The following is an 18,167-nucleotide window of genomic DNA, read 5'->3' on the forward strand; positions in this document are numbered from 1 at the left end:
CCGCTAGGCCTGGCCCCGGCGGGCGAGCAGCAGCTCGGCGATCTGCACGGTGTTGAGCGCCGCGCCCTTGCGCAGGTTGTCGTTGCTGATGAACAGCACGAGGCCGCGGTCGTCGTCGACGCTCTGGTCCTGCCGGATGCGCCCGACGTAGCTCGGGTCCTGGCCGGCGGCCTGCAGCGGCGTCGGGACGTCGGTGAGCTGCACGCCGGGGGCGTCGCCGAGCAGCTCGGTGGCGCGCGCGACGGTCAGCGGCCGGGCGAACTCGACGTTGAGCGACAGCGAGTGGCCGGTGAAGACCGGCACGCGCACGCAGGTGCCGGCCACCCGCAGGTCGGGGACGCCGAGGATCTTGCGGCTCTCGTTGCGGAGCTTCTGCTCCTCGTCGGTCTCGAACGAGCCGTCGTCGACGACGCTGCCGGCCATGGGCAGCACGTTGTAGGCGATCGGCCGCACGTACTTCTGCGGCTCGGGGAAGCTCACCGCAGACCCGTCGTGGGTGAGCGCGGCGGCCTTGTCGACGACGGCCTTGACCTGCCCGTCGAGCTCCTCGACGCCGGCGACCCCGCTGCCGGAGACCGCCTGGTAGGTGCTGGCGACCATGCGGACCAGCCCTGCCTCGTCGTGCAGCGGCTTGAGCACGGGCATCGCGGCCATGGTGGTGCAGTTCGGGTTGGCGATGATCCCGCGCGGGACCTCGTCGAGCGCCTGCGGGTTGACCTCGGCGACGACGAGCGGCACGTCGGCGTCGCGCCGGAAGGCCGAGCTGTTGTCGATGACGGTGACGCCGGCCGCGGCGAACCGCGGCGCCTGGGCCCGGGAGGTGCTCGCCCCGGCGGAGAAGATCGCGACGTCGAGCCCGGCGGGGTCGGCCGTGGCGGCGTCCTCGACGGTGATCTCGCCGTCGCCCCACGGCAGGCTGCGGCCGGCGCTGCGGGCGCTGGCGAAGAACCGCAGCTCGGCGAGCGGGAAGCGGCGCTCGGCGAGGATCTGGCGCACGACCGCGCCGACCTGCCCGGTGGCGCCGACGATCCCGACGCGGAGCCCGTCGTCGCTGGAGGTGGTCCCCTGCGTCGTCATCGTCCGGTCCCTCCGTAGACCACGGCCTGCTCCTCGTCGGTGCCGAGGTCGAAGGCGTCGTGCACCGCGCGGACGGCGAGGTCGACGTCGGTGTCGCGGCAGACCACGGAGATGCGGATCTCCGAGGTGCTGATGAGCTCGAGGTTCACGCCGGCGTCGGCGAGCGCGCCGAAGAAGCGGGCGGAGACGCCGGGGTGGCTGCGCATGCCCGCGCCGACCAGGCTGACCTTGCCGATGTGCTGGTCGAAGCGGACGTCGCTGTAGCCGACGGTGTGCTTGACCTTCTCCAGCGCGGCGATCGCGGTGGGCCCGTCGCTCTTGGGCAGCGTGAAGGAGATGTCGGCGAGCTTGCTGGTCTCGGCCGACACGTTCTGCACGATCATGTCGATGTTGATCTCGGCGTCGGCCAGCACGCGGAAGATCTGCGCTGCCTCGCCCGGCCGGTCCGGTACGCCGTAGACGGTGATCTTGCCCTCGCTGCGGTCGTGCGCGACGCCGGTGATGATCGCCTGTTCCACGCTGAGGTCCTCCATCGAGCCGGTCACCACGGTGCCGGGGAGCTGTGAGTAGGAGCTGCGGACGTGCACCGGGATGCCGTAGCGGCGGGCGTACTCGACGCAGCGGAGCATGAGCACCTTCGCGCCGGACGCGGCCAGCTCGAGCATCTCCTCGTAGGTGACGGTCTCGAGCCGGCGGGCGTTGGGGACGATCCGCGGGTCGGCGGTGAACACGCCGTCGACGTCGGTGTAGATCTCGCAGACGTCGGCGCGCAGGGCCGCCGCGACGGCGACGGCGGTGGTGTCGGAGCCGCCGCGGCCGAGCGTGGTGATGTCCTTGGTGTCCTGGCTGACGCCCTGGAACCCGGCGACGATGACGATCGAGCCCTCGTCCAGCGCCGAGCGGAGCCGGCCGGGCGTGACGTCGATGATCCGGGCCTTGCCGTGGCTGGACGTGGTGATCACGCCGGCCTGGGAGCCGGTGAACGACCGCGCCTCGTAGCCGTGGGTGTTGATGGCGATGGCCAGCAGCGCCATGGAGATGCGCTCGCCCGCGGTGAGCAGCATGTCGAGCTCGCGGCCGGGCGGCTCGTCGGTGATCTGCGCCGCCTGGTCGAGCAGCTCGTCGGTGGTGTCGCCCATGGCGGAGACGACCACGACGACGTCGTTCCCGGCCTTCTTCTCGGCCACGATCCGCTCGGCGACACGCTTGATGTGGGCGGCGGAGGCGACGGAGGAGCCACCGTACTTCTGCACGACGAGGGCCACGGGTCCACAGGCTACCGATCCCCGGCCGGTCCCCCGTGATCCAGGCCGGTCCGTCCCGTTGCGCCGCGCGGGAGCGGGCGTTGTGATCATGGGGTGACCGACCCCGCGGAGTGGCTGCTCAGCCCCGAGGAACGGGGCAACCCGGCCACCGACCTGCCGCCCTGGACCGAGGGCAACCTCGCCGTCCCGCTGGTGCACGGGGCCGCGTACTTCGACGCGCTGGTCCGGGCGGTGGAGGTGCTCGACGAGGGCGACCACCTCTTCTTCACCGACTGGCGCGGCGATCCGGACGAGGAGCTCCGCCCCGGCGGCCCCACGGTGGCGCAACTGTTCACCGAGGCCGTGCAGCGCGGGGTGACCGTGCGCGGGCTGGTGTGGCGCTCGCACGTGGACTGGCTGTCGTTCAGCGCGCGGGAGAACCGGGCGCTGGACCGCGAGGTCGAGGACGGCGGCGGTCTCGTCGTGCTCGACCAGCGGGTGCGCCGCGGCGGCAGCCACCACCAGAAGCTCGTCGTCTGCCGGCACGACCAGGACCCGACGAAGGACGTCGCCTTCGTCGGCGGCATCGACCTGTGCCACAGCCGCCGCGACGACGGCGACCACCGCGGTGACCCGCAGACGCTGCCCATGGCGAAGGCGTACGGGCCGACACCCCCGTGGCACGACGTCCAGCTGATGCTCCGCGGGCCGGCCGTCGGCGCGCTCGACACCGTGTTCCGCGAGCGGTGGGACGACCCGATGGACCCCGACGAGGGCAACCCGATCGCCCACCTGATCGACCGGTTCAGCCGCAGCCGGATGTACGGCGACCCGCTGCCGCCGCAGCTGCCGCCGCCTCCCCCGGCCGGGCCGCACCTCGTGCAGAACCTGCGGACCTACCCGGCGATCCGCCCGCCCTACAGCTTCGCGCCGGACGGCGAGCGGTCGGTGGCGCGCGGGTACTCGAAGGCGATCCGGCGGGCGCGGCGGCTGATCTACCTCGAGGACCAGTACATGTGGTCCGGCGAGGTGGCCGAGCTGTTCGCCGACGCGCTGCGCGAGCACCCCGACCTGCACCTGGTCGTCGTCGTGCCCCGGGTGCCCGACCAGGACGGCGCGATCGCCCAGCGCCCGCAGTACGTGGGCCGGTGGCAGGCGCTGGAGATGTGCCGCCGGGCCGGCCGCGACCGGGTGCACGTCTACGACGTGGAGAACCACGAGGGCACGCCGGTGTACGTGCACGCGAAGGTGTGCGTGGTCGACGACGTGTGGGCCAGCGTCGGCAGCGACAACTTCAACCGGCGGTCGTGGACGCACGACAGCGAGCTGTCCTCCGCCGTCCTCGACACCACGCTCGACCCCCGCGAGCCGCGCGACCCGGCCGGCACCGGCGACGGCGCCCGCACCTTCGCCCGCGACCTGCGGCTGGTGCTGGCCCGGGAGCACACCGACCGGGCCGACGACGGCAGCGAGGACGCCGATCTGCTCGACCCGGAGGCGTTCGTCGCCACCCTCGACGCGGCCGCCGACGCCCTCGACGCCTGGCACGCGGGTGGCCGCCGGGGGCCGCGCCCGCGCGGCCGGCTGCGCCGCCACCAGCCCGAGCAGCTCTCGCTGCCCACCCGCCTCTGGGCGACGCCGCTGTACCGCCTGGTCGACGACCCCGACGGCCGCCCGCTGCGCCTCCGCCGCCGCCGCGAGTTCTGAGCCCGATGGGAGCCGGGCCGGCCCAGCTCCCCGTCGGCGCTGCTCCCCAGGGCACGTGTCCTCCCGAGCCGAGTCGTGCTCTGCCCCGCCCCAGTGGGCAGAGCACGAAGGAGGCCGCGGTACCTACCACGGGGACAGTCGAGCTCTGCCCCGCCCCTGCGGGCAGAGCACGAAGGAGGCCGCGGTGCCTACCACGGGGACAGTCGTGCTCTGCCCCGCCCCTGTGGGCAGAGCACGACTGTCCCCAGGAGGACACATGCCCTCCCGGAGGACCGGTGAGCGACCGAACCTGCGTCCGTGTCCTTCGACCTCGCCGGCCTGCTGCGGCGCATCCGCCGGGCGGCCGACGTGTCACAGCGCGAGTTGGCCGAGGCGTGTGGCCTGTCGAAGAGCTCGGTGGCCGCGGTCGAGAGCGGAGACCGCGGCCTGGACGCACGGGTCCTCGCCCGGCTCGCCGCGGTGGCCGGGCTGCGGCTGGCACTGCTCGACGGCGAGGGGCGGGAGGTCTCGCCGATGGACGCGGAGGCCGTGCGGGACGGGGGCGGCCGGCGCTACCCGGCGCACCTCGACATCCGGCACGGCGACGACGGGTGGTGGCACGGCCCGCACCGCTACGACCGCGACCCGGTCACCTACACCTTCGACCGCGACCGCCGGTGGCGCGACCTCCGGCGCGTCCGCGGCGACGTCCCCGACGACCACCGGCGGGAACAGCCGGGGGACGACCTGCGCGACCGCGCCGAGGCCCGGCGACGCGCCGCGGCACGCGCCCGGCGGGAGCGGATCGAGCAGGCCCGGGCGGCCGCCGCGGACCGGCCGGACCCGGTGTGCACCTGCCCGCCGGCCTGCGACGACGTCTTCCTCGACGACCGGCCGCCCACCCCGGGCCGCCCCCGCCCCCACGCGCCGGGCTGTGCGTGTGGCTGCGACCTCGAGTGACCCGCTGCTACCGTGGGCCCGTGCGCGGCAGCCTCCTGCTTACCCGCCGCGGCGAGGCCCTCTCCTAGGTCGGCCCCCTCGCCGCGGAGTCCCGCGCGTCCCCGGCGCCTGCTGACCGCCCCACCGGAGCGACAGTCCAGCCCGCGCCAGAGGAGACAGACCACCGTGAGCAGCCCGCAGCACCCGCACGCCCGCAACCCCCAGCGCCCCTCGGGGATGCCGGTCTCGCGCTACACCCCCTTCCAGCCGGTCGACCTGCCCGACCGCACCTGGCCCGACACCGTCACCACGGCCGCGCCCCGCTGGTGCGCCGTCGACCTGCGTGACGGCAACCAGGCTCTCATCGACCCCATGTCGCCCGACCGCAAGCGGCGCATGTTCGACCTGCTGGTCCGCATGGGCTACAAGGAGATCGAGGTCGGCTTCCCGGCCGCCAGCCAGACCGACTACGACTTCGTCCGGCAGCTGGTCGAGGAGGACCTGGTACCCGACGACGTCACCATCCAGGTCCTCACCCAGGCCCGCGACGAGCTGATCGAGCGCACCTTCGAGTCCCTGCGCGGCGCGCGGCAGGCGATCGTGCACCTGTACAACTCCACGAGCACCCTGCAGCGCCGCGTCGTCTTCGGCTCCGACCGCGCCGGGATCGTCGACATCGCCGTCCACGGCGCCCAGCTGGTCCGCAAGCTGACCGAGCAGATGGGCGACACCGAGATCCGCTACCAGTACAGCCCGGAGTCCTTCACCGGCACCGAGCTGGACTTCGCCGTCGAGATCTGCAACGCCGTCACCGACGTCTGGGAGCCCACCCCCGACCGGCCGACGATCCTCAACCTGCCCGCCACCGTCGAGATGGCGGAGCCCACGGTCTACGCCGACCAGATCGAGTGGATGCACCGCAACCTGGGCCGGCGCGACGCCGTCGTGCTGAGCCTGCACCCGCACAACGACCGGGGCACCGCCGTCGCCGCCGCCGAGCTCGGCTACCGCGCCGGCGCCGACCGCATCGAGGGCTGCCTGTTCGGCAACGGCGAGCGCACCGGCAACGTCGACCTGGTCACCCTCGGCCTGAACCTGTTCAGCCAGGGCATCGACCCGCAGATCGACTTCTCCGACATCGACGACATCCGCCGCACCGTCGAGTACTGCAACCAGCTGGGCGTGCACGAGCGGCACCCCTACGGCGGCGACCTCGTCTACACGGCCTTCTCCGGCTCCCACCAGGACGCCATCAACAAGGGCTTCAAGGCCCTCGAGGCCGACGCGCGGGCCGCCGGTGTCCCGGTCGAGCAGCAGACGTGGGCGGTCCCCTACCTGCCGATCGACCCCAAGGACGTCGGCCGCAGCTACGAGGCGGTCATCCGGGTCAACAGCCAGTCCGGCAAGGGCGGCGTCGCCTACATCATGAAGACCGAGAACCACCTCGACCTGCCGCGCCGGCTGCAGATCGAGTTCAGCGCGGTCATCCAGCGGCACACCGACGACGAGGGCGGCGAGGTCACCGCCGCGCAGATGTGGGCCGCGTTCAGCAACGAGTACCTGCCCGACCCCGACGCCCCGTGGGGCCGGTTCGCTCTGGCCGGCCACCGGCACACCACCCACGGCGACTCGCTGGACGAGATGGTCGTGGAGCTGATCGACGGCGGCGTCCCGGTCACCGTGCAGGGCCGGGGCAACGGGCCCATCGCCGCGTTCGTCGACGCGCTGAAGACCCTCGACGTCGACGTCCGGGTCCTCGACTACGCCGAGCACGCGCTGTCCGCCGGTGGCGACGCCCGCGCCGCCGCCTACGTCGAGTGCGCCGTGGGCGACCGGGTGCTGTGGGGCGTGGGCATCGACCCGAACATCGTCAGCGCGTCGCTGCGCGCCGTCGTCTCCGCGGTCAACCGCGCGGAGCGCTAGGGAGCACGGCAGCGGCCGGGCGGGCGCCTCAGACGCCCGCCTGGCCCGCCGCGCGCTCGGGCGGGGCGTCGCCGGGCTCGTCGCCCCGGTAGGCGTCGTCCTGCGCCCCGGCGCCGCGCAGTTCGTCGATGAGCAGCAGGTCGCGGCGGACGTGCCGGCGGCGGTAGGCCACCCGGCTGATCAGGTGCGCGCTGACCGGCGCGGTGAGCATCTGGAACGCCGCTACGAGCAGCAGCATCCAGGCGTTGGCCCAGCCGTCCAGGCGGATGGCGGCGCCGACCATCACCAGCAGCACGCCGAGCACCTGCGGCTTGGTGCCGGCGTGCATCCGGGACAGCACGTCCGGGAAGCGCACCAGGCCGAGCCCCGCGGTCAGGCACAGCGAGGCACCGGCCACCAGGCAGGCGTAGGCGAGCACGTCGGCGAGCGCGGTCACGACCGGGCCTCCCGCTCCTCGGCGGCCACCGGCAGGCCGACGTCGCGCCCGTCGTCGGTGCTCGCGCGCAGCAGCATGCCGCCGACGTAGCGGGCCACCGACACCGAGCCGACGAAGGCCAGCAGCGACACCACGACCAGCACCGGCACCAGCGTCGGGTCGCGCACGAGCGCGGCGTGCACCGCGAGCCCGGCCGCGATGATCACCAGCAGCGTGTCGGTGGCGACCACCCGGTCCAGCAGCGACGGCCCGCGGACCAGCCGGACGAGCGCCAGCAGCGCTCCCCCGCCGATGAGCGCGTACAGGACCGCGTCGACGGCGATCACGGGGTCGCCACCTCCTGGTGGGCCTCCTCGGCCCGCTGCAGCGAGGCGAGGTCCTCCGGCGCCCCGAACGCCCGCACGAGCCGCTCCTCGACCACCAGCACGCGGGCGCGCTTGCGCTCGACGTCGGCGCGGTCGCGGACCGGCAGCATGTGCAGGGTCATGACCCGCCGCTCGCGGTCGAGGTCGAGCACCAGCGAGCCCGGCACCAGCGAGATCGCCTCGGCGACCATCGTGAGCAGCAGGTCGGAGTCGACGCGCAGCTGCACCCGCACGATCGCCGTCCGGCGGACCCCCTGCGGGCGCAGGGTCTGCCAGGCCACCTCGGCGCCCGACAGGAACAGGTCGACGACGAAGTGGCCGAGGAACACCAGCAGCGGCAGCGGCCGCACCCGCACCCCGCCGACGACGACGTGCGGCAGCGGCAGCAGGACCAGCACCGCCAGCGCGACGACCAGCCCGGACAGCAGGTTGGCCCACGACCAGCTGCCCCACAGCAGCATCCAGACCAGCACCAGCCACACGACGAGCGGGACCTGGTGGCGCAGCCGCGTGGCGGCCGGTTCCACGGTCACGGCACCTCATCCTCCCCGAACACCGACGTGACGTAGGGCGTGCGCTCGTAGAGGTCGGTCGAGGCGCGGTCGGCCAGGCCGTAGAGGGGCCCCGCCAGCCCGGTGAGGGCCACCGTGAGCGCCACCAGCGCCGCGGTGGCGCCGACCATCGTGCGCGGCAGCGGGCGCAGCGCGCGCACCGCGCCGGCGGCCGGCGGCAGGTCCGGCTCGGACGCCGTCGCCACCGCCGTGTGCCGCCGCCACGCGTCACTGAAGGCGGTGCGCGGGCGGTCCCCGGCCCCCGGGATGCCCGAGGACTCGGGCGCCTCGTCCACGGGCCGCCGCCGGGAGGTGGCGTCGGCGGCCGCGGCCGCGGCGGTGTCCTCGGCCGGGGCCTGGTTCGGCGAGCGCCAGAAGGCGCGGGTCCACACGCGGGCGACGGCGAGCAGCGTGAGCAGGCTGGTGACGACGCCGCCGGCGACCAGCGTGTACGCCGCGGCCCCGCCCGCGGCGACGCCCGCCTCGAGCAGCCCCAGCTTGCCGATGAACCCCGACAGCGGCGGGATGCCGGCCAGGTTCATCGCCGGCACGAAGAACAGCACCGCCAGCAGCGGCGAGCGCCGGGCGAGCCCGCCGAGCCGGTTGACCGACGTCGTCCCGCCCTGCCGCTCCACCAGGCCGGCGACCAGGAACAGCGTCGTCTGGATGGCGATGTGGTGGGCGACGTAGAAGACCGCGCCGGCCAGGCCCGCCGCCGTCCCCAGGGCGATGCCGAAGACCATGTAGCCGATGTGACTGACCAGCGTGAACGACAGCATCCGGCGCAGGTCGCTCTGCGCGACGGCGCCGAGGATGCCGACGACCATCGTGGCCAGCGCGGCCCAGATCAGCACGTCGTCGAGCGCGCCGCCGGGGAACAGCAGCGTCTGCGTGCGGATCAGCGCGTACACGCCGACCTTGGTGAGCAGCCCGGCGAACACCGCGGTGACCGGGGCGGGCGCCGTCGGGTAGCTGTCGGGCAGCCACGCCGAGAGCGGGAAGACCGCCGCCTTGATGCCGAACGCGACGAGCAGCATCGACTGGAGCAGCACCTGGGTGCCCTCGGGCAGCTCGCCGAGGCGGACCGCCAGCTGGGCCATGTTCACCGTGCCGGTGGCGGCGTAGACCAGGCCGATCGCGGCGAGGAACAGCAGCGAGCTGGTGAGGCTGACGACGATGTAGGTGATCCCGCCGCGGATGCGCGGCGCCGTCCCGCCGAGGGTCAGCAGCACGTAGGACGCCATCAGCAGGATCTCGAAGCCGACGTAGAGGTTGAACAGGTCGCCGGCGAGGAAGGCGTTGCTCACGCCCGCGACCAGCACCAGGAACGTCGGGTGGAAGATCGACAGCGGCGTCTCCTCCGACCCGTCGGCCGCGCCCTGCCCGACGGCGAAGACGAGGACGCCGAGCGCGACGGTCGAGGCGACCACCAGCATCAGCGCCGACAGCCGGTCGACCACCAGCACGATGCCCAGCGGCACCGGCCAGCCGCCCACCGACACCGCGTCGGCACCGTTCGCGTCCGCGACGAACAGCAGCACGACGGAGACGGCGAGCACCGCGGTGAGCACCAGCGTGCTGAGCGTGCGCTGGAAGGTCGGGTGCCGGGCGACCAGCAGCGCGCCGGCCGCGCCGAGCAGCGGCAGCAGCACCGGCAGCGGCGCGAGGACCCCGATCACGAGAAGCCCCGGCCCGCCGGCACGTCGACGTCGTCGGCCAACTCCTCGACGTCCGCGTTCACGGAGTCCGCGCGCGCGGAGTCCGCGCGCACGGAGTCGGCGTGCATGGCCGCGCGGTCCTCGGGGGCGAGGTCGTCGGGGTCGAGCTCGTCGGCGTCGGTGTCGCGGCGGGCGGCGACCCGGCGGTCCTCCTCGTCGGTGCCCACGACCTCGTTGCGGGCCAGCCGCCACGAGCGGTGGATGAGCGCCAGGAGGAACGCCGAGATGCCGAAGGTGATGACGATGGCGGTGAGCACCAGCGCCTGCGGCAGCGGGTCGTTGATCTCGTCGGCGTCGGAGTAGCCGAGGATCGGCGCGAGCCCCGACGGGCCGCCGGTCGACAGCAGCAGCAGGTTGGTGGCGTTGCCCAGCAGCAGGAAGCCCAGCAGGACGCGGGTGAGGCTGCGGTCGAGCAGCAGGTAGACGCCCGCCGCGTAGAGCCCGCCGATCATCACCGGCAGCACGATGGTGGGGGTCATCGCAGCACCACCTCCCCGGGGGCGAGTTCGATCGGGTCCTCCTGGTCCTCCTGGCGGTCGAGCTCCGCGCCCAGGCTGCGCAGCACGTCGAGCACCAGGCCGACGACGATCAGGTAGACGCCGCAGTCGAAGAACAGCGACGTCACGAGCTTGACGTCGCCGAGGACCGGCAGCGTCGCCTGCAGGATCGCCGTCTGCAGGACGTCCCCGCCGACGAGCAGGCCGGCGACGCCGGTGGCGCCGGCGAACAGCAGCCCGCTGCCCAGGAGCAGGCCGGGGGCCACCGGCGCGGCCTCGCCCAGCTCGTACCGGCCGCCGGCCAGGTAGCGCAGCACCAGCGCCAGCCCCGCGACCAGGCCGCCGGCGAAGCCGCCGCCGGGCTCGTTGTGGCCGCTGAAGAGCAGGTACAGCGAGAACACCGTGATGGTGTGGAACAGCAGCCGGGTGACCACCTCGAGCACGACGGAGCGCCGGGCCGGGTCGAGGGTGGCGGTGGCGGCCAGCCAGCGGTCGCGCGGCGCCCGGCGGCTGCGCTCGGAGGAGCGGGACAGCTCCGCGCGGGTCACCCGGTCCACCCCGCCGGTGCGGCCGCGGAGGAACACCAGGCTGGCCACGCCGGTCGCGGCGACGACGAGCAGCGAGACCTCGCCGATGGTGTCCCAGGCGCGGATGTCGACCAGCGTCACGTTGACGACGTTCTTGCCGCCGCCGAAGTCGTAGGCCGGCCCCGGCCAGCCCGCCGACACCGGCGTCGCGGTGCGCACCGCCATCGCGACGGCACCCACCGCGCCCATGAACGCGCCGACCGCCACGGCGATCACGCCGCGCACCGCCCGCTCGCGGGGCCGGTGCCGCTCGGAGATGTCCTTGGGCAGCTTGCGCAGCACCAGCACGAACACGACGAGCGTGAGCGTCTCGACGAGGAACTGGGTGAGCGCGAGGTCGGGCGCCCCCTGCAGGGCGAAGACGACGGCGATGCCGTAGCCGGTGACGCCGACGACGAGCACCGCCGACAGCCGCTGGCGGATGCGCAGGGTGAGCGCGGCGGCGGTCACCACGACGACGCCGACGACGGCCTGCACCGGGGTGTCCCAGGCCCGCCACTCCCCCGGCCACGGCGCCTGCGTGAGCAGCAGCGTGCCGGGCAGCGCCAGGACGACGACGAGGATCGTGCCGAGGTAGGCCGGCAGCGACCCGCGCTGCGTGGTGCCGGTGACCAGCACCGAGAGCCGGTCGACGCCCTGCAGGACGTTCCAGTAGCCCTCGTCGGCCGAGGCGCCCACGGCCACGCGGGCCTGCAGACGCTGGACCGGCCCGCGGAGCGCGAACAGCGCGGCACCGCCGAGGACGGTGACCGCCGACAGCGCCAGCGCCGGCTGCCAGCCGTGCCACAGCGCCAGGTGCTCGGCCTCGGGGGCGAGCAGCGGCAGCGTCTCGGCGTACGCGGCGACCAGCGGGTCCAGCAGCGGGCTGGCGGGGCCGAGCACCAGCCCGGCCAGCGCGAGGACAGCGGGCGCGGCGAGGAACAGCGCGCCCGGCGGGTGGTCGACGGCGGTGTCGGGGACGCCGGGCTTGCGGGCGAACGCGCCCCACACGAACCGGGCGGTGTAGGCGGCGGTGAGCACCGAGCCGAGGACCAGGCCGGCGAGCACGAGCAGGGCGACCGTGCGGTCGGGCAGGCCGCCGTCGAGGAGGGCGGTGAACGCCGCCTCCTTGCCGACGAACCCCAGCAGTGGCGGCAGCCCGGCCATCGACGCCGCGGCGGCCGTGCCGATCACGGCCAGGACCGGCAGCCGGCGGCCGAGGCCGGACAGCCTCCGCAGGTCGCGGGTGCCGGTGGCGTGGTCGACGACACCGACGGTGAGGAACAGCGTGGACTTGAACAGCCCGTGCGCCAGCGTCATCGCCAGGCCCGCGGCGGCCAGCTCGGCGCTGCCGGCACCGACCAGCACCACGAGGAAGCCGAGCTGGCTGACGGTGCCGAACGCCAGCAGCAGCTTGACGTCCTTCTGCCGCAGCGCGCGGTACCCGCCGAGCAGCATGGTGGCGACGCCGAGGCCGAGCACCACCGGCCGCCACCCGGGGACGTCGGCCAGGCCGGGCGCGAGCCGGGCGACCAGGTACACGCCGGCCTTCACCATGGCGGCGGCGTGCAGGTAGGCGCTGACCGGGGTCGGCGCCTCCATGGCCGCGGGGAGCCAGAAGTGGAACGGCACGAGCGCGGACTTGGTGACCGCGCCGGCCAGCACCAGGGCCACGCCGACGGTCATCGCGGTGCCGCTGCCGGGGGCGGCGACGACCTCCGAGAGCAGGTACGAGCCGCTCGCCTGGCCGATGACGATGAGCCCGATGAGCATCGCCAGGCCGCCGGCGGTGGTCAGGACCAGCGCCTGCGACGCCGCCCGCCGCGCGGCCAGCCGCCGGCCCGAGCCGCCGATCAGCAGGAACGAGAAGACGGTGGTGAGCTCCCAGAACACGTAGAGCAGGAGCATGTCGTCGGCGAGGACGAGGCCGAGCATCGAGCCCGCGAAGGCGGTGAGGCACCCGGCGAAGCGGCCGGTGCCCTCCTCGCCGGGCTCGAAGTAGCGGGCGCAGTAGACGAGCACCAGCGCCCCGACGCCGGTGACCAGCGCGGCGAAGGTGAGCGACAGCGCGTCCAGGCGCAGCGCGACGTCGAGGTCGAGCGCCGGGACCCACGGGACGGTCTCGCGCTGCTCGTCCCCGGCCAGGACCGGGGAGAGCCGGGTCAGCACCCAGCCGAAGCCGGCCGCGGGCACGAGCGCCAGGGCGAGGAAGGCCTGCCTCCCCCACCACCGCACGAGCACGGGCGCCAGCAGGCCGGCGGTCAGGTGGAGGACCAGCAGTACGAGCACGTGTCTCCGGGAGTCGTGGGCGGCTCGGGGACACCAGAGACGTCGGTCGACGCGGCCGGCGGTGGCCCCAGACTACCCGTCCGCGCCGAACGCCCTGCTCGCGACGGCGGGGACGCCTCACCGGCCGGGCGTCACCAGGCCGGACTCGTAGGCGAACGCGACCGCCTGCACGCGGTCGCGCAGCCCCAGTTTCAGCAGTACCCGGCTCACGTGGGTCTTGACCGTCGCCTCGCCGAGGTAGAGGCGGGCGGCGATCTCGGCGTTGGACAGCCCGGCGGCCACCAGCGCCAGGACGTCGGTCTCCCGCTCGGTGAGGTGCGCGAGCTCGGCGGCGCGGCCGGGGTCGGGTGCGGGCGCCGCGGCGAAGGAGCGGATCACCCGCAGGGTCACCGCCGGGTCGAGCAGGCCCTGCCCGGCCGCGACCGTGCGCACCGCGGCCACCAGGTCCTCCGGCGGCGCCACCTTGAGCAGGAAGCCGCTGACCCCGGCGCGCAGGGCGGCGGCCACGTACTCGTCCTCGTCGAAGGTGGTGAGGACGACGACCCGCGTGCGCGCGCCCGACCCGACGATGCGCCGCGCGGCCTCCAGCCCGTCCATGCCCGGCATCCGGACGTCGAGCAGGACGACGTCGGGCTCGAGCTCGGTGACCACCCGGACGCCGGACGCGCCGTCGCCGGCCTCCCCGACCACCTCGATGTCGGGCTCGGCGGCCAGCACCATCCGCAGCCCGGTGCGGATCATCGACTGGTCGTCGACCAGCACCACCCGGATCATCACGCACCCACCGCCGCGGGCGGGACGGCAGCGGGCGCGGGCACGGGGAAGCCGGCGCGCACGCGGTAGCCGCCGCCGCGCACCGGGCCGACGTCGAGGTCGCCCCCGGCGACGGCGACCCGCTCGCGCATGTGCAGCTGCCCGTGCCCGCCCGGCGCGTGCGGGGTGGGCTCCACCCGCGGCCGGCCGTCGTCGGTGACCGTCACGGTCACCCGGCCCGGCGTCCAGGCGACCTCGACGCGGGTGGCCGCGGCGCCCGCGTGCCGGACGACGTTGGACAGCGCCTCCTGCACCACCCGCACGGCGGCGACGTCGACCAGCTGCGGCAGCTCGGCCGGCTCCCCGGTGACCGAGAGCTCCACCGGCATCCCGCCCGCCCGCAGCTCGGCGAGGACGGCGTCCAGGCGCGACAGCGACGGCTGCGGCGCCGGGTCGCCGGCGCCGGACTCGCGCAGGATGCCGACCACCCGGCGCATCTCGTCGACCGACTCCCGGCCCAGGCGCTCCAGCCCCAGCAGCACGTCCTGGGCCTCGGGGTGGTCGGGCAGCAGCCGCCGCAGCCCGCCCATCTGCAGCACCATCACGCTGACCGCGTGCGCGACCGAGTCGTGCACCTCGCGGGCGATGCGGGCGCGCTCGGCCACCACCGCGGCCCCGGCCACGGCCTCCTGCTGCTCGGTCAGCCGGGCGGCCAGGACCTGCAGCTCGCGGGCCCGCTCGCGGGACTGGCGCACCAGCAGGCCGACGCCCCACGCGGTGCCGGTGACGACGAGGTAGAAGACGCTCTCCCAGGTCGAGGGGCCGAGCAGCAGGCCGGCCAGCACCACGACGGCCGTCGCCGACACCGCCGCCCGCAGCCCCCGGCGCACCGGCAGGACCGCGGCCGCGTGCCCGACGAGGACGGCCATCCCGATGAGCTGGGCGCCGCCGGGCCCGGGCGTCCCGAGCGCGTAGTTGCCGAGCACGCTGAGCGCCCCGGTGACCGCGGCCGCCGCCGGCCACCGGGGGCCGAGCGCCACGACCGCGCCGACGGCGACGCCGGGCAGCGCGGTGACCAGCGGGTAGCGGAACGTCTCGTCGATCGCCGTCTCGACGACCGACAGCACCGCGAGCAGCGCGCCGAGGGCCGGCCAGACGAGCCGGCGGGCGGAGGGGGACGACGTCCAGCGGGGCACGGCGAGCACGGTAGGGGCGGGCGGGCGCGGGCGGGATCCCCCGCGCGGCCGATCGACGGGTCCCTGTCCATCCGCCGTGCGGCGGAGCCCGGTCGGTCCGCGACGGCGGACGTGCCGGGGAAGCCCCCGGCCCGAGAGTCCTCGCCGACGCACCGACCGATGCGGTGCCCGACCCGACGAGGACCGATGACCACCTCCCTCTCCCCCGCTCCCGCCCCCACCGCCGCGCCGCGCCCGGCCCGCAGCGCCGGCTCGACCATGCTGACCCTCGCCGGCGGCGCGATGGTCGCGGGCTCGCTGCTCTACGTGGCGGGCCTGGCCACCTCGCCGCCGCAGGCCTCCCCGGCCGACGCCGACTACATCGCCTCGCTGGCCGCCGACCCGGGACAGACGGCGGTCTCGGCGCTGCTCCTGCACTACGGCAACATGGCGCTGGCCCTGGCCTGGCTGGCCGCCCCGGCGCTCGTCCGCGGCCGCCGCGGGCGGATCCCGACCATCGTCGGCGCCCTGCTGTCGGCGATCGGCCTGGTCACGGTGACCGGGATGGTGCTCTACGACTTCTGGACCGGCGGCATCGGCCAGGAGCTGCCCGCCGACACCGCGCTGGCCCTGTTCGAGTCGGTGCAGGGCGCGCCGGCCGTGGCGGTGGTCGGCACCGTGACGCTGCTCGGCCTGCTCGGCCCGCTGGTCGGCTTCTCGGGCCTGGCGCGCGCCGGCGTCATCAGCTGGTGGCTGCTGGTCCCGGCCGTGGCGTGCCTGGTCGCCTCGGCGGCGCTCACCTTCACCCCGCTGCTCCACGCCGGCTTCGCGCTGGTCGGCGCCGTCCCCGCGGTCGTCGTCGGAGCGCGGATGGTGCAGCGCCGCCGCGCCGAGGCCGCCGCCGCATGAGCCGGGATCAGGTGACCTGATCGTGGCGCCTCCTCCCTCACGTCCCACCGTGAGGGAGGAGGCGCTGCCGTGAGGGAGGACCCTCAGCCCTCGGCGAGCTCCGCGGCAGCCAGCCAGTCGGTCTCCACCTGGTCCTTCTCCGCCAGCAGCGTCCGCAGCCGGCCGTCGAGCTCCATCACCCGCGCGTGGTCGGTGGCCGCGGCGGCGAGGTCGGCGTGCAGCCGCTCCTCCTCCGCGGTGAGCTTCTCCAGCCGCCGCTCGAGGCGCGCGGCCTCCTTGCGGGCCGCCCGCACCTCCGCCGCCGACGGGCCCGCCGGAGCGGGCGCCGGGGCCCGACCGCCGGCCGGCGCCGGAGCGGAGCCGGCCGAGGGAAGCGCGGCCTCCCCGGCGGCCCGGCGGGCGAGGTACTCCTCCACCCCGCCGGGCAGCGCCGCGAGCGACCCGTCGCCCATCAGCGCCACCACCGAGTCGCAGACCCGGTCGACGAAGTAGCGGTCGTGGCTGACCACCAGCACCGTGCCGGGGAACCCGTCGAGCAGGTCCTCGAGCTGGGTGAGCGTGTCGATGTCGAGGTCGTTGGTCGGCTCGTCGAGCAGCAGCACGTTCGGCTCGGCCATGAGCAGCCGGAGCAGCTGCAGCCGGCGCCGCTCGCCGCCGGAGAGGTCGCCGACCGGCGTCCACTGCCGCGACGCCGGGAAGCCGAACCGCTCGGCCAGTGACGACGCCGACATCTCGACGTTCCCGATCCGGGCGATCCGGGCGATCTCCTGCACCGCCTCGAGCACCCGCAGCCGGCCGGGCAGCTCGGTGACGTGCTGCGACAGGTAGGCCGGCGCCACCGTCTGCCCGCGCACCACGGAGCCGCGGTCGGGCTCGACCTCGCCCACGAGCAGCCGCAGCAGCGACGTCTTGCCCGCGCCGTTGACCCCGACGACGCCGATCCGGTCGCCCGGGCCGACGTGCCAGGTCAGGTCGGAGAACAGCGGCCGCGGACCGGCGTCCGACGGCACCGCCAGGTCGACGTCCTCGACGTCGTAGACGGTCTTGCCGAGCCGCCGGGCGGCGAAGCCCTTGAGCTGCATGGTCTCGCGCGGCGGCGGCTCGTCGGCGATGAGCGCCTCGGCGGCCTCGATGCGGAACCGCGGCTTGCTGGTGCGCGCCGGCGGGCCGCGGCGCAGCCAGGCCAGCTCCTTGCGCACCAGGTTGAGCCGGCGCTCCTCGGTGGCCGCCGCCACGCGCGCCCGCTCCGCCCGGGCCAGCGTGTAGGCCGCGTACCCGCCCTCGTAGGCGTGCACCGCGCCGTCGGCGACCTCCCACGTCTGCGTGCACACCTCGTCGAGGAACCACCGGTCGTGGGTGACGACCACCAGGGCCCCGACCCGCCGCGTGACGAAGTCGGCGAGCCAGGCGACACCCTCGACGTCGAGGTGGTTGGTCGGCTCGTCGAGGACCAGCAGGTCCAGCGGGCGGATCAGCTGCGCGGCCAGCGCCACCCGGCGGCGCTCGCCGCCCGACATCGGCGCGACCGGCGAGTCGAGGCCCAGCCGGTCGAGCTCCAGGCCGGTGAGCACGCTGCGGACGGCCGGGTCGGCGGCCCACTCGTGCTCGGCGGCGAACAGCGTCGTGGGCAGGACGACGTCGCGGACCGTCGCGCCCGGGGGCAGCGTCCCGGACTGGTCGAGGACGCCGACGGCGAGGTCGCCGCGCTGCGTGACGCGGCCGCTGTCGGGCTCCTCGCGCCCGGTGAGGACGCCGAGCAGCGTGGACTTGCCACTGCCGTTTCGGCCGACGACGCCGATGCGCTCCCCGGCGGCGACGCCGAGGGAGACGTCGTCGAGGAGCACGGTCGTGCCGTGCGCCTTGGACACCCGCTCGAGGTTGAGCAGGTTCAGCGGGGCGCTCACGGGCGGGTCCGCGTCGTCGGGTGCGGCGTCGTCTGGGTCATCGGGAGACCAGTATCGCCGGGCCGCGCTAGTGGACCCCAAGGCGGCCACAAGTGGCGTCCGGAGAGTCGTCCCCGGAACACCCCGGGTCCACGG

Annotated in this window: 15 protein-coding genes; 4 read left to right on the plus strand and 11 right to left on the minus strand. The window is 75.0% G+C overall.

The genetic code is table 11. The features are described from left to right. Nucleotides 1–3: 3 nt before the first annotated feature. Nucleotides 4–1,077, minus strand: coding sequence for an aspartate-semialdehyde dehydrogenase (locus ACI79X_RS10175; RefSeq protein WP_457025280.1), 1,074 nt, complete (start codon nucleotides 1,075–1,077; stop codon nucleotides 4–6). Continuing rightward, complete coding sequence (locus tag ACI79X_RS10180) at nucleotides 1,074–2,342, minus strand: aspartate kinase (protein ID WP_336030345.1); 1,269 nt, start codon at nucleotides 2,340–2,342, stop codon at nucleotides 1,074–1,076. Before ACI79X_RS10180 ends, ACI79X_RS10175 begins: the two co-directional genes overlap by 4 nt. A 93-nt stretch (nucleotides 2,343–2,435) precedes the next feature. Between ACI79X_RS10180 and ACI79X_RS10185 the strand changes: the two genes are divergently transcribed. The 3 genes from ACI79X_RS10185 (at nucleotide 2,436) to leuA (ending at nucleotide 6,869) form a co-directional block, all read left to right on the plus strand. After that, on the plus strand, nucleotides 2,436–4,028 hold the full coding sequence (locus ACI79X_RS10185; protein ID WP_457025281.1) for a phospholipase D family protein: 1,593 nt from the start codon (nucleotides 2,436–2,438) through the stop codon (nucleotides 4,026–4,028). Between the two features lie 297 nt (nucleotides 4,029–4,325). Next, nucleotides 4,326–4,967, plus strand: coding sequence for a helix-turn-helix domain-containing protein (locus ACI79X_RS10190; RefSeq protein ID WP_457025282.1), 642 nt, complete (start codon nucleotides 4,326–4,328; stop codon nucleotides 4,965–4,967). Between the two features lie 165 nt (nucleotides 4,968–5,132). Then, nucleotides 5,133–6,869: a 2-isopropylmalate synthase gene (gene leuA, locus ACI79X_RS10195; protein ID WP_457025283.1), complete on the plus strand. Its 1,737-nt coding sequence runs from the start codon at nucleotides 5,133–5,135 to the stop codon at nucleotides 6,867–6,869. Nucleotides 6,870–6,897: 28 nt separating this feature from the next. On the opposite strand, the gene mnhG is transcribed toward leuA, so the two are convergent. The 8 genes from mnhG to ACI79X_RS10235 all read right to left on the minus strand — a co-directional run bounded on the left by mnhG (nucleotide 6,898) and on the right by ACI79X_RS10235 (nucleotide 15,240). Beyond that, entirely contained in the window at nucleotides 6,898–7,305 is a 408-nt protein-coding gene (gene mnhG / locus ACI79X_RS10200; RefSeq protein ID WP_457025284.1) for a monovalent cation/H(+) antiporter subunit G, read from the minus strand. Next, nucleotides 7,302–7,631 (minus strand): monovalent cation/H+ antiporter complex subunit F, encoded by a 330-nt coding sequence (locus tag ACI79X_RS10205; protein WP_457025285.1) that lies wholly within the window; start codon nucleotides 7,629–7,631, stop codon nucleotides 7,302–7,304. Before ACI79X_RS10205 ends, mnhG begins: the two co-directional genes overlap by 4 nt. Continuing rightward, entirely contained in the window at nucleotides 7,628–8,203 is a 576-nt protein-coding gene (locus ACI79X_RS10210) for a Na+/H+ antiporter subunit E (RefSeq protein ID WP_457025286.1), read from the minus strand. The genes ACI79X_RS10205 and ACI79X_RS10210 overlap by 4 nt, the downstream gene beginning before the upstream one ends. Continuing rightward, complete coding sequence (locus ACI79X_RS10215; RefSeq protein WP_457025287.1) at nucleotides 8,200–9,900, minus strand: Na+/H+ antiporter subunit D; 1,701 nt, start codon at nucleotides 9,898–9,900, stop codon at nucleotides 8,200–8,202. Before ACI79X_RS10215 ends, ACI79X_RS10210 begins: the two co-directional genes overlap by 4 nt. After that, complete coding sequence (locus tag ACI79X_RS10220; protein ID WP_457025288.1) at nucleotides 9,897–10,418, minus strand: Na(+)/H(+) antiporter subunit C; 522 nt, start codon at nucleotides 10,416–10,418, stop codon at nucleotides 9,897–9,899. The genes ACI79X_RS10215 and ACI79X_RS10220 overlap by 4 nt, the downstream gene beginning before the upstream one ends. After that, nucleotides 10,415–13,291 (minus strand): Na+/H+ antiporter subunit A, encoded by a 2,877-nt coding sequence (locus ACI79X_RS10225; RefSeq protein WP_457025289.1) that lies wholly within the window; start codon nucleotides 13,289–13,291, stop codon nucleotides 10,415–10,417. Before ACI79X_RS10225 ends, ACI79X_RS10220 begins: the two co-directional genes overlap by 4 nt. A 117-nt stretch (nucleotides 13,292–13,408) precedes the next feature. Beyond that, a complete protein-coding gene (locus tag ACI79X_RS10230) occupies nucleotides 13,409–14,065 on the minus strand; it encodes a response regulator (RefSeq protein ID WP_457025352.1) in 657 nt (218 codons plus the stop codon). After that, a complete protein-coding gene (locus ACI79X_RS10235; protein WP_457025290.1) occupies nucleotides 14,065–15,240 on the minus strand; it encodes a sensor histidine kinase in 1,176 nt (391 codons plus the stop codon). The genes ACI79X_RS10230 and ACI79X_RS10235 overlap by 1 nt, the downstream gene beginning before the upstream one ends. A 186-nt stretch (nucleotides 15,241–15,426) precedes the next feature. Between ACI79X_RS10235 and ACI79X_RS10240 the strand changes: the two genes are divergently transcribed. Further along, a complete protein-coding gene (locus ACI79X_RS10240) occupies nucleotides 15,427–16,128 on the plus strand; it encodes a hypothetical protein (RefSeq protein ID WP_457025291.1) in 702 nt (233 codons plus the stop codon). Nucleotides 16,129–16,211: 83 nt separating this feature from the next. Here the strand turns inward: ACI79X_RS10240 and ACI79X_RS10245 are convergent, their stop codons facing one another. After that, on the minus strand, nucleotides 16,212–18,032 hold the full coding sequence (locus ACI79X_RS10245) for an ABC-F family ATP-binding cassette domain-containing protein (RefSeq protein WP_457025292.1): 1,821 nt from the start codon (nucleotides 18,030–18,032) through the stop codon (nucleotides 16,212–16,214). Between the last annotated feature and the right edge of the window lie 135 nt (nucleotides 18,033–18,167).

It is taken from the genome of Geodermatophilus sp. SYSU D01119 (assembly GCF_054049975.1).